The 12,339-nt window shown below is 46.8% G+C and carries 10 protein-coding genes; 8 read left to right on the top strand and 2 right to left on the bottom strand.

Features of this window, described 5'->3' with window-relative positions; all coding sequences use genetic code 11:
- Window positions 1–21 precede the first annotated feature (21 nt).
- The gene (galU, locus tag D368_RS16785; protein WP_025853545.1) at window positions 22–906 is read right to left on the bottom strand and encodes a UTP--glucose-1-phosphate uridylyltransferase GalU; all 885 of its coding nucleotides are present in this window, start codon (window positions 904–906) and stop codon (window positions 22–24) included.
- A 185-nt stretch (window positions 907–1,091) separates the two neighbouring features.
- Between galU and wecB the strand changes: the two genes are divergently transcribed.
- On the top strand, window positions 1,092–2,273 hold the full coding sequence (gene wecB, locus D368_RS16780) for a non-hydrolyzing UDP-N-acetylglucosamine 2-epimerase (RefSeq protein ID WP_128574997.1): 1,182 nt from the start codon (window positions 1,092–1,094) through the stop codon (window positions 2,271–2,273).
- Between the two features lie 33 nt (window positions 2,274–2,306).
- Here wecB and tagU read toward each other — a convergent pair whose 3' ends face one another.
- Window positions 2,307–3,224 (bottom strand): polyisoprenyl-teichoic acid--peptidoglycan teichoic acid transferase TagU, encoded by a 918-nt coding sequence (gene tagU, locus D368_RS16775; RefSeq protein ID WP_071392375.1) that lies wholly within the window; start codon window positions 3,222–3,224, stop codon window positions 2,307–2,309.
- 179 nt (window positions 3,225–3,403) lie between these two features.
- Between tagU and D368_RS16770 the strand changes: the two genes are divergently transcribed.
- The 7 genes from D368_RS16770 to tuaD all read left to right on the top strand — a co-directional run bounded on the left by D368_RS16770 (window position 3,404) and on the right by tuaD (window position 12,285).
- Window positions 3,404–3,721, top strand: a complete 318-nt coding sequence (locus D368_RS16770; protein ID WP_003151370.1) for a hypothetical protein — start codon at window positions 3,404–3,406, stop codon at window positions 3,719–3,721.
- Window positions 3,722–3,753: 32 nt separating this feature from the next.
- On the top strand, window positions 3,754–5,874 hold the full coding sequence (locus tag D368_RS16765) for a SpoIID/LytB domain-containing protein (RefSeq protein WP_115941111.1): 2,121 nt from the start codon (window positions 3,754–3,756) through the stop codon (window positions 5,872–5,874).
- Window positions 5,875–5,895: 21 nt separating this feature from the next.
- Window positions 5,896–7,386 (top strand): N-acetylmuramoyl-L-alanine amidase, encoded by a 1,491-nt coding sequence (locus D368_RS16760; RefSeq protein WP_070082466.1) that lies wholly within the window; start codon window positions 5,896–5,898, stop codon window positions 7,384–7,386.
- Between the two features lie 216 nt (window positions 7,387–7,602).
- Window positions 7,603–8,262, top strand: coding sequence for an exopolysaccharide biosynthesis polyprenyl glycosylphosphotransferase (locus D368_RS16755; RefSeq protein WP_071392372.1), 660 nt, complete (start codon window positions 7,603–7,605; stop codon window positions 8,260–8,262).
- Window positions 8,263–8,298: 36 nt separating this feature from the next.
- Complete coding sequence (gene tuaB, locus D368_RS16750; protein ID WP_071392371.1) at window positions 8,299–9,747, top strand: teichuronic acid biosynthesis protein TuaB; 1,449 nt, start codon at window positions 8,299–8,301, stop codon at window positions 9,745–9,747.
- Complete coding sequence (gene tuaC / locus D368_RS16745; protein ID WP_071392370.1) at window positions 9,744–10,940, top strand: teichuronic acid biosynthesis protein TuaC; 1,197 nt, start codon at window positions 9,744–9,746, stop codon at window positions 10,938–10,940. Before tuaB ends, tuaC begins: the two co-directional genes overlap by 4 nt.
- Before the next feature lie 4 nt (window positions 10,941–10,944).
- Complete coding sequence (gene tuaD / locus D368_RS16740) at window positions 10,945–12,285, top strand: UDP-glucose 6-dehydrogenase TuaD (RefSeq protein WP_128574996.1); 1,341 nt, start codon at window positions 10,945–10,947, stop codon at window positions 12,283–12,285.
- Window positions 12,286–12,339 lie beyond the last annotated feature (54 nt).

The following is a 12,339-nucleotide window of genomic DNA, read 5'->3' as shown; positions in this document are numbered from 1 at the left end:
TGCCGGATTCGGCAGCTTTTTCTATTCGCCAGCTTCTTCTTTTTCAAGAAGATCCTTCATGAACGGAATTAATTTATGGCGGATATCCTGATCTTGTAAGGCAAATTCTAGCGTAGTCTCGATAAATCCGAGTTTTTCACCGACATCGTAACGTTTTCCTTCGAAATCATAAGCGAAGACACGCTGAATGTCATTGAGCTTTTGGATGGCGTCCGTTAATTGAATTTCTCCTCCTGCACCGACTTCCTGCTGTTCAAGGTACATGAAAATTTCAGGAGTGAAAACGTATCTTCCTAAAATAGCCAAGTTGGAAGGAGCTGTGCCCGGTTCAGGCTTCTCTACAAAATTTTTGACCTGGTAACGGCGGCCTTCATTTGTTAACGGATCGATAATTCCGTAGCGGTGTGTGTCGCTTTCAGGAACTTGCTGAACACCGATGATTGAAGACAATGTTTTTTCGTATTCATCCATCAGCTGACGAAGTCCCGGTTTTTCAGCCTGGACAATATCATCGCCGAGAAGAACGGCGAAAGGTTCATCGCCGATGAAGTTGCGTGCGCACCAAACGGCATGACCGAGTCCTTTTGGCTCTTTTTGGCGAATATAGTGGATATCCGCAATATTTGACGATTTTTTCACTTTTTGAAGCAGTTCGATTTTCCCTTTTTCTTCTAAATTGCGTTCCAGTTCAGGGGCATTGTCGAAATGGTCTTCTATTGCTCTTTTTCCTTTTCCGGTTACGATAATAATATCTTCGATTCCGGATTCGACAGCTTCTTCGATAATATACTGAATTGTCGGCTTATCAACGATTGGAAGCATTTCTTTAGGCATTGCTTTTGTGGCCGGCAAAAAACGAGTGCCTAAACCTGCTGCCGGAATAATGGCTTTGCGTACTTTCTTCACTGAATAACACCATCCTTGTTTCTGCAAAATCTTTTTTTCAGAACTATAACCTAGTCTTTTTCCACTTTACCACAATTGATTAAAATTCACACCTTTTAATCCGCTTTCAAAGAGTCTTATAAAGGTTTTTGCTTTGTCTGCCATTAAGCTTTACAATATCTAAGAAACGGCATAAATATGTTAACATGAAGGGATATCCGACATATAAAACGAGGTGCAGACAAACCGTTGAAAAACTAAAAGTAATGACCGTATTCGGTACAAGACCTGAAGCAATTAAAATGGCTCCGCTCGTATTAGAGCTTGAAAAATATCAGGAAATTGATTCGCTGGTGACTGTAACCGCACAGCACAGACAGATGCTGGATCAAGTGCTTGAAGCATTCAGCATTACGCCTGATTATGATTTGAATATTATGAAAGAGCGTCAAACGCTTTCAGAAATTACATCTCATGCTTTGCTGAAACTGGACAAGCTGTTTCAAGAAGTAAAACCAGATATCGTTTTGGTCCACGGAGATACGACGACAACGTTCGCCGGAAGCCTTGCCGCCTTTTATCATCAAATCGCCGTCGGCCATGTGGAAGCCGGTCTGCGTACGAAAAATAAATACTCTCCTTTCCCTGAAGAAATCAACCGGCAGATGACGGGCGTGATCGCTGATGTGAATTTTGCGCCGACAAGCCAGGCAGAACAGAATCTGCTTGCTGAAAATAAAAAGCCGGATTCTATATTTATCACGGGAAATACGGCGATAGACGCGCTTCAAACGACAGTGCGGGAAGACTATTCTCATCCGATTTTTGACAAGCTGGAAGGAAGCAGGATGATTCTTTTGACAGCGCACAGACGTGAAAATTTAGGCAGGCCGATGGAACAGATGTTTAAGGCCGTCAGAAGAATCGTTGAAGAGTTTGAGGACGTACAAGTCGTTTATCCCGTTCATTTGAATCCCGCAGTTCGTGAGGCCGCAGAAGCCCATTTTGCTGATTCGGACAGGGTGCATTTAATAGAACCTCTGGAGGTCGTGGATTTCCATAACTTCGCTGCGAAAGCAAATTTCATTTTGACCGACTCAGGCGGGGTTCAGGAGGAAGCGCCTTCTCTCGGAAAGCCGGTCTTGGTGCTTCGGGACACAACCGAGCGCCCCGAAGGAGTGAAAGCCGGGACATTGAAGCTGGCGGGTACAGATGAAGAAACGGTGTATCAGCTGACAAAACAGCTCTTAACCGATCAGGCCGAGTATGAACGGATGTCAAAGGCGTCAAACCCTTATGGTGACGGATCGGCCTCAAAACGGATTGCGGAAGAACTGCTTTATCGGTACGGCTATAGAAAAACCCGTCCGCAGCCTTTTACAGAATAAAAAAACTCTGCATCATATGCAGAGTTTTTTTATTTATTTCAGGCTTTCTTTTAATTCTTTTTTGACTGAAGCGAGGCTTGCTTCATCTAATTTGTAATAATAGATATTGTTGATTCTCGTTCCCGTTCCCTTCAGTTCATGCTGAGTGACTTTGCTGCGGGCGTTTTTATAGTCAGTCATAACCGTCCACATATCATCGAATGACATGTTTGTTTTCATATTGTTTTCAATGACCTTAAACATATCTCCGAATTTCGTGACAGACGAGATGTTTGCCCCCTTAGAAATAATCCCTTCAATCACTTGGCGCTGCCGCTGCTGTCTGCCGAAATCCCCCCGGGGGTCTTCTTTTCTCATACGGGTGTAGGCAAGTGCTTCTTCGCCGTTCAGGCTGATGTTTCCCTTTCCGAAAGAATGCCCGTCGTAGCTGAAGGCGAACGTGCTGTTCACCGTAATTCCGCCGAGTGTATCCACGGTATCTTTAAAGCTCTCCATGTTTACCTTCACAAAGTAATCTACCGGCACATCAAGCAGATCCTCGACGGTATCCGCGGCCATCTGTGTCCCGCCGAAGGCATAGGAGTGGTTGATTTTATCCATCGTACCTTTTCCGGAGATTTTCGTATACGTATCGCGCGGGATGCTGACCATTTCCGTTGTATTCGTTTTAGGATTGACGGTCATATAAATCATCGTATCCGCGCGTCCTTTGTCATTTTTCCGCTCATCGACGCCCATGATTAAAACAGAAATCGGATCCTTCTTTCCGAGATCTATATCCGTGTCACGTTTGTCCGATTTTTTTAAGTCTTCCTGAATGCTTGCCACCGTTGAAGCCGCTTTGTGCCACAAGTAGTAGACGTAGCCTCCTGATGATAAAACTAACAGCCCGATGATTGTTACGATTGTCAGAAGAACCTTTTTCTTCTTTCTTTTTCGTTCAGCTCTCATTTGTCATCACCTTTTCTATTAACTTTCATGATGCAATTTACTAATCTTTATAAACCCAGTCATATTTTTACTTATAACCATGTAATAGACGAAATTCTTAAAAAAAGGTTACAAAAAGACCTTAAAATTACCTTAAAAAAAGTTAGTATAAGACGATAAATAAAGATGAGGTGAAAAAAATGAAAAAAACTATTGCAGCTTCGTTCTTAATACTGCTTTTTTCTGTTGTATTGGCAGCGTGCGGAACGGCGGAACAATCAAAGAAGGGAAGCGGTTCTTCGGAGAACCAGGCTCAAAAAGAAACGGCATATTATGTCGGTATGGCGGATACGCACACAATTGAAGTAAAAGTGGATGATCAGCCCGTCAGCTTTGAATTTTCTGATGACTTCTCTGATGTTCTGAATAAATTCAGCGAAAATGACAAAGTCAGCATTACTTATTTCACAAATGATAAAGGCCAAAAAGAGATCAAGGAAATCGAGAAAGCAAAATAATACACCATGATCAGCAAAAGGCGGGATAAAAATTGAAGAAAATAATATGGGCTGTCTGTTTTTCTGTGATATTCAGCCTGGCTTTATTACCGGAAAGCACTTTTGCGGCCAGTTCTGATATCTCAGTAAAACTGACGAATTATATTGGTAATAAATCGACTCTGAATATCGAACCTTCAGGAACTTATAAACTGACGGGAAGCGATGTCTCCTCCGTTGTCAGATTGGGAGGCGCGTCCAAATATGATACGGCTAACGCCGCGACATCTAAGTATTGGAAAAACCCGTCCAACGTGGTCGTCGTGAATACGGACGCTTATTTTGCGGACACGCTTTCCGTCATTCCTTTAGCGAATAAACTGAAAGCGCCTGTTCTGCTGACTGAAGCGAAAAAACTGAGCAGCAGCACAGAAGCGCAAATCAAGAAATTCAATCCGGATAATATTTTAATCATCGGCGGGACAAACAGTATTTCGTCAGCCGCGGAAAAGACATTGAAGAAATACGGCCGCACGAAACGGATCAGCGGAAAAAACAGATATGATCTGTCCAAAAATATTGCGGCCGAAATGGGCAGCTATGACCAGGCGGTCGTAGTAACGGGAGATGTATATACGGATGCGCTGGCAATCGCGCCATATGCCGCGCAAAACGGCTATCCGATTCTTCTGACGAAAAAAGACTCCCTTCCGAGCTACAATCTGCCTAAAAAAGTGATCATCATGGGAGGCACTTCAAGCGTCAGCAAAGATGTGGAGAATCAAATTAAAAAGAAGGCCTCGGTCACCAAACGAATTACCGGATCAAACAGATATCAAATATCAGCAAACGCAGTCACTTCGCTTGGCATGGATGCAAGCAAAACGGTGGCTGCCAACGGGACTAAATTAGCGGACATCGTTGTCGGATCAAATATTGCCGCCGCAAATCACATGCCGCTTGTATACATCAAAAAAAGCGAAACACCCGCCGACGAGGCCAGCCTTTTTAAAACGAAAGGCACCTATTCTTATACATTAATAGGCAGCGCGAATTCAATTGCCGATTCAGTTAAGGCTGCTTACGCAAAAGAGTTTTATCTCGTAAACGGAAAGACGTACCGTATTGAAACGTCCGGCGGCAAATTAGGCGTTGCAGGCATTAACAGCGGAAAAACGTCTTTCAAGGCGGTTCCTGAAAAATATTCAACAGCAAACACAATCAGCATTGACGGGAAGCCATATCTGGGGAATATGAGTTTCACTGCGGAATCCGGCAAATATGTAAGACCTGTTAATGAAAACATTCCTTTTGAGGATTATCTGAAAGGTGTCCTGCCGAATGAAATGCCGGGAAGCTGGCCGACAGAAGCGCTGAAAGCCCAGGCTGTTGCCGCCCGCACCTACTCTATCGGCAAGATGGGACAAACAGTCGCGGATACAACGGCCTTTCAGGTTTACGGGGGATACAGCTGGTATCCAAACGCCACCGCAGCCGTTAACGGAACAAAAGGGAAAGTGCTCACTTATTCCGGCAGATTGATAGATGCCACTTACTCATCAAGCAATGGCGGTTACATGGAAGCCGGCGATGAAGTGTGGGGATCGAAAGTGCCGTATTTAGTAGCCAAAAAGGACACAAAAGATCCGGAAATCAGCTGGTCTTTAACATTGCAGAAGCAGCAGCTGCCAGCGGGTCTGGATATGAAAAATCCCGCATCCTGGTGGTCTAAAACAAACGAAGCAAATGCTGCGCAGCTCAACGGAATAAAAAATTGGCTGATGAAAAATAAAGAAACCAATGCAAGTTCCATAAAAATTGCAAGCATCTCTGATCTCTCGCTCACCGGAAAAACAAAAGGCCAGCGCGCGGAAGACGCCGCGGTGAAGGTCACGTACCATGTGAATGACAAGTCGAAGGGCTATGTCATGAACAAGACTGCATCTGTTGAGGTGAAAGCGTCTGAACTCAGGACGATGATCGGAGCTTCATCTTTTAAAAGCACATACGCCAGTGCGTCCGGTAATTCTTCGCAAATCACGATATCAGGAAAGGGATACGGTCACGGCGTAGGAATGAGTCAATACGGAGCAAAAGAAAGAGCGGAGGCCGGAGAGCCGTATACTTCTATTCTTGCGTTCTATTATCCTAATACAGCACTTACAAACTACTAAACTTCTGTGGAGGAGATCGGATTGAAATTCATCATAAAATGTCTCCCCGTCTTTATTCTCGGGGTCATTCTATTTGTCCCTTCCGCTTTGGCTGACAACACGGTTAAAAGGATCGGCGGAAGCACCCGGTATGATACGGCTGTACTGGCGGCAAAACAATCATGGGGTGAAGCGAAAACGGTAATTATCACCGGCGGAACTTCATATGCCGATGCAATTGCCGCTGCGCCGCTTGCATATCAAAAAAATGCGCCGCTGCTGTTTACAAATAAAGATCAGCTGTCTGCCGGCACAAAAAAGGGATTAATTGATTTAAAAACGAAAAATGTGATTATCGTAGGCGGCACACCTGCCGTTTCGAAAAATACCGCAAATCAAATTGCTAAATTAGGCATCAGTGTCAAACGGTTATCAGGGAGTACGAGATATGCCACAGCCGCAAAAGTGGCGGGTGAAATGACAAGATCTTCTACAGCCCTTGTGGTCAACGGGTTTGTTGATGCAGATGGAATGGCTGCGATTTCTTATGCGTCCGCTAAAAAATATCCGATTTTATTCACTAATGATTCAACGTTAAATGGTTCTACGTCCAATGCGATCAAAAGCTTAGGGATTAAAAACACGATTGTCATCGGCGGGACAAGCAGCATCAGCAGCTCACTTTATAATAAGCTGCCGAACCCATCAAGAATCAGCGGCAAAAACCGCTATAACCTGTCTGTGAATCTTGCAAAAAAGACAGGCTTAAGCACAGGCTATACGTTTGTTACCAATGGCTTTAAAGAGGCGGATACCATCGTCGGAGGCGTGCTGAGCGCCAAACAGGGAAGAGTTCACCTGCTGACGAATGGAGACAGTCTGTCAAAAGACGTCCGGACGTATATCGGAAGTAAAAACATCACCAGCTTCACCGTCATAGGAAGTGCTTCATCTTTAAGCAACAATGCCGCGTCGCAGCTTAAAAATCCCGTTGTCGGCAAAACGGTCTTTATTGATCCGGGGCACGGCTATCAGGATTCAGGTGCAACCGGAAACGGCTTGCTTGAGAAAAATGTAAACCTTGATATCGCTACGCGTCTTAACAATCAATTATACGGCGCGGGCGCGCTTACTGTAATGTCAAGAAAGGGCGACACCTTTGATTCGCTTGAGGAGAGAGTGAACAAAGGGGCGAAGGCGAACGCCGATATTTTCATCAGCGTCCATGCAAATGCGAATGATAACAGCAGTGCAAACGGTACGGAGACGTATTATGATAAAACCTACCAATCCGCAAACAGTCTGAGGCTTGCCCAAAATATTCAGCCGAGAATGGTTTCTGCTCTCGGCACGCGTGACCGCGGTGTGAAAACCGCCGGATTTTACGTCATTAAGTATTCTAAAATGCCGAGTGTCTTGTTAGAAACCGGTTTTGTCACAAGCCCGATTGATGCCAATATTTTAAAACAATCAACGAAAAAGGACAGACTCGCGGCGGGGATCACCCAAGGCGTTTCCTCCTATTTCCGATAATCTTTTTCATGGAAACAGACCGGTTCATACCGGTCTGTTTTTTATTTTTCATTATGCTTTGTCTCAAATATGGATATGAATAGATTTACAATAAAAAAACAATAATCGAAACATTCTAATAAACATTAACGTTTCCTTTACTTCCAATTAACATCCATCTGCTAAACTCACGGCATAGGTCATCAAACATCCCAACAAATCGTGAGGTGTGTGTCAGTGGGAGCAGAGAAAAGCATGAATGTAAATAATAACTATGCAGTGCGGCAGGGGACTTCCGCTGCCGTTACGGAAAGAGCGGCCCGTTATTTGGCTTTTAAGCGATTCATGGACATTGTGTTTGCGCTTGCGGGGCTTTTGGCGGCGCTCCCGGTGATGGGCCTGTTCTTCATACTGATTCGTTTGGAGTCGCCCGGCCCGGCTTTTTACAAGCAGGAGCGGGTAGGCAAAGACGGGAAGCCGTTTTATTTGTATAAGCTCCGCTCTATGAAAATAGATGCTGAAAAATCGGGGGCGGTCTGGGCGCTGAAAAAGGATCCCCGCGTGACAAAGGTCGGCGCTTTTATCAGAAGGACCCGTATTGATGAGCTGCCGCAGCTGGTAAATGTGCTTCGGGGAGAAATGAGCCTGATCGGCCCGCGTCCCGAGCGTCCCGTGTTTACGGAACAGTTTCAGGCTGAGATTCCGGGGTTTACGGAGCGGCTGGCCGTTAAGCCGGGATTAAGCGGCTGGGCGCAGGTCAACGGGGGATATGACATGACACCGAGGGAAAAACTGATGTTTGACTTATATTATATCCGCAACCTGACCTTTTCATTGGAACTGAAGATTATGCTCAAAACGTGCAAAGTGATCTGGACCGGTGACGGGGCGCGATAAAAATTCTGGTCAGCAGACAAAAAAGTAGGGAAAACGATGCCTAGTATTACAAATCAAATTTTGAGCGGCGCCAAATGGACAAGTATTTCGACAGCGTGTATTACGGTCATTCAAATCGTCCAATTCGCCCTGCTCGGGCGGGTCATGTCACTGGCTGAATTCGGCCTTGTCGGCATGATCACAACGGTAGTGGTGTTTGCCCAAATTGCGCTTGATATGGGTTTTGGCGCCGCGCTCATTCAAAAAGATCATGTGACTGAAAAACAGATGTCTTCCTTGTACTGGCTGAATATCATAACGGGGCTTGCGCTGTTTGCGCTGCTGTTTTTCAGCAGTCCGCTCATTGCCGATTTTTATCGGCGGGAGGAGCTTGTCTATTTAATCCGCGTGCTGGCCGTCATGTTTTTAATCGCGCCGATCGGTCAGCAATATCAGTATATGCTGCAAAAAGCGCTGGCATTTAACACGCTAAGCAAGATTGAAATCTTTTCAAATGTGCTGTCCTTCGTTTACTTGGCGGCTGCGGTTTTTTATACGGACCCGATTCTCGCGTATGTGATTTCCCAGGTGCTGCTGCAATCGTCAAAAGGCATTCTGTACTGGGTGTCCTGCAGAAAAACATGGAGACCGGCGTTCGTTTTTGATCTGAAGGGAATGAAAGGCTTCTTTTCTTTCGGAGCCTTTCAGCTGTCTTCCCGGCTTGTGAACCGGCTCGGGGCGAATATTGATATGATTCTGATCGGCAGTTTTATCGGCGCCGAGGCGCTCGGCATTTACAATCTGGCTTACCAGATTGTCACGCTTCCGGTATTAAAAATTAATCCGATCATTACGAGAGTCGCGTTTCCCGTCTTTGCGAAAAACAAGCATGAAAACAGCGTGATCAGAGAAGGGTTTCTCAATATGACCAAAATACTCGCGCTGATATCCTTTCCGCTCTTGCTCGGTTTGGTTTCAGTATCGGATGCATTCGTGGCTTCGGTTTTCGGAGAAAAATGGCTGGCGGCTGTCCCGGTTTTAAACGTTCTCGCCATCGTCGGGATTTTAAGGGTTCTGATGAATCCGAACGGATCAGTGCTGCTGGCAAAAGGGCGGGCCGATCTGGCATTTTATTGGGACGCCGGGGTGATGCTGCTGTACGGTGCATCTTTGTACGCCGCCGTGCTGTCCGGAAATCTCTTGACGGTAGCCTGGACGTACGCTTTCATCAGCATCCTGAATTTCCTGATCGGGCGCTGGCTGCTGGCATATGTCATTAAGCTGCGGCTGTCGGCTTACTTCAAAGCCGTGGCCAAACCATTTCTGCTTACGGCGGCAATGGGTGTCATCGCCTTTACAGCCAGCTTCGGAACGGAGCGGATCAGCCTTGATGTCAAGCTGCGGCTGGCGATCTCCGTAGCCTGCGGCGCGTTGTGTTATTTATTCCTGTTAGGAAAAGCTTATCCGCATATGAAAAGTAAATTAAGAAAAGGACGTTTGCTATGAAGGTATTGTGGATGACAAGTGTATATCCGAGCAGTGAGAAGCCGGGAGAAGGTGTTTTTCATGAGACGCAGGCTCAAGAACTGAGAAAGCTTGGCGCGGAGATGACTGTCATTTGTCCGCAGCCAAAACTCGCCGCGCCATTCCGGGTGCTGAAAAAGACGTATCGGCAAAAGGATATAAGGCCGGCGCATGAATGGCGGAGAGGCGTGTCCGTCCACCGGCCGTTTTATCAGGCGGTTCCCGGACAGCTGAAATGGGCGCAGCCGCATAAAAGAATGGCGTCATCGGTTCTTTCCGAAATTAAAAATCATGGCCTGAAGCCCGATCTGATTCACGCGCATTTCGCCATGCCGTCAGGCGGAGCGGCGGCCATTGTGTCAAAGGCTTTAGGCATCCCGTATGTGCTGACCTTGCATGGCAGTGATGTCAATGTCTATCCGCATTACAGCAAAAGCGCTCATCGCGCATTTACATTTGCGGTGCGGGAAGCAGCCGATATTTACGCTGTGAGCGGCAGTCTGCGGGGACAAATGAAAAAGCTCATCGAAGCGGAGTGCAGCGTGCTTCCGATCGGCATCACGCTTGACGCCTTCCGAAAAAGGAACGAGACGAAAGAAGCCGTCAGAAAACGGCTCGGCCTTCCTCCGGATAGAAAACTGATCGTGTTCATCGGCAGGCTTGTCAAAGAGAAAGGTGTTTTCGACTTATCAAAAGCCGTTCAGTCATTGGATGAAAGATATGAAGCTGTCTTTGTCGGTGACGGTCCAGCCGCATCTTCATTGCGTGAAGCCGCTCATATCGTCACGGGGCAAGTGCCGAACGACAAGGTACAGGACTATCTGCTGGCCTCGGATATAATGGCGCTGCCGTCCTACAGCGAAGGCATGCCGACTGTGGTCATTGAGGCGCTCGCTCTGAAGGTGCCGGTGATCTGTACCGATGTCGGAGGATTGGCTTCTTTATTTGGGAAATATAGAGGTTTGCTGATCAAGCCGGGTTCGCCTGACACGCTGGCAGAATCCATTCTGCAATATGACGAAGGAGAGGCTTGGACGCCGCAAACAGCCGAGGAACTTTATCAAACCGTCCGCACGTATTTTGACGCAAGCCAAAACGCGAAAACGCTGAAAGAGAAATACCGGTCCGTCATGAACCGGGCCGGGCAAGAGGAGAACCTTTCGAAAGAGGGATGAAGCTGTGAAAAAAATCGCTGTATTAGGAACAGGGTATGTAGGTCTTGTATCTGGAACTTGTTTTGCGGAAATCGGCCATCATGTGACTTGCTGTGACATCAATGAAGCGAAAATCAGAAGCTTGCAAAACGGAGTCATCCCGATATATGAACCGGGGCTTGAGGAATTAGCCGAAAAAAATGTCAGTGCCGGGCGGTTATCCTTTACGGCCGATATTGAGCCGGCTGTGAAAGCCGCTGATATCATCTATATCGCCGTCGGTACGCCGATGTCAAAGACGGGTGAAGCCGATCTGACCTACATTAAGGCAGCGGCGCAAACAATCGGAGAACAGCTGAACGGATACAAAATCATTGTCACCAAAAGCACTGTTCCGGTCGGGACGGGAAAGCTCGTTTACCAAATCGTCAGCGAAGCGTCAAAGGGAACATATCCGTTTGATGTCGCGTCAAATCCTGAATTCCTCCGCGAAGGTTCGGCGGTGCGGGATACGATGCAGATGGAGCGGACGGTTATCGGCGCCACAAGCGAACATGCCGCTTCGGTCATTGAAGAGCTTCATAAGCCGTTCCGTACGAAGATCGTAAAGACCAATCTTGAAAGCGCGGAAATGATTAAGTATGCCGCAAATGCTTTTTTAGCCGCCAAAATATCTTTTATTAACGATATCGCCAATATTTGCGAACGTGTCGGGGCGGACATTTCTCACGTGTCAGAAGGCGTCGGCCTTGACAGCCGGATCGGGAATAAATTTCTGCAGGCGGGCATCGGATTCGGCGGATCCTGCTTTCCGAAGGATACAACGGCTTTATTGCATATCGCAAACGCCGCCGGCTATCCGTTTGAAATGATGGAAGCCGTCATTGAAACCAATCAGAAGCAGCGGGTCCGTATTACGGAAAAATTGAACCGCGCCATCGGTCCCTTAAAAGGGAAAACCGTGGCCGTACTGGGGCTGGCCTTTAAACCGCATACAAATGACGTCCGCTCCGCCCCGGCTCTTGATATCATCACAAGTCTTAAAGAGCAGGGCGCTCACGTGAAAGCGTATGATCCGATCGCGATTCCCGAAGCGTCAGCGATATTAGGAGAAGGCGGCATTGAATATCACACAGAGATGTACAGTGCCATCAAAAACGCGGACGCATGCCTGATTACAACAGATTGGCCGGAAGTCAAGGAGATGGATCTTCAGAGAGTGAAGCAGCTGCTCAAACAGCCGGTCATCATTGACGGCAGAAATATGTTTCCGTTGGAGTATATGAGGGTTTCAGGATTCACTTATCATTCCGTCGGACGTCCGGCGGTTCATGCCGATCGGCAAATAAAAGAACTGGCAAGATAGAAAAAGATTTGTTTTCAGGCTCTCGGCAGTCCGGCTCGGCTGCCGGTTTTGGAA

The organism is Paenibacillus lentimorbus NRRL B-30488, assembly GCF_000411595.1.
Classification (GTDB): domain Bacteria; phylum Bacillota; class Bacilli; order Bacillales; family Bacillaceae; genus Bacillus; species Bacillus velezensis.
Note: the sequence above shows the minus strand (reverse complement) of the source record. Positions and strands in the feature narration are given on the sequence as shown.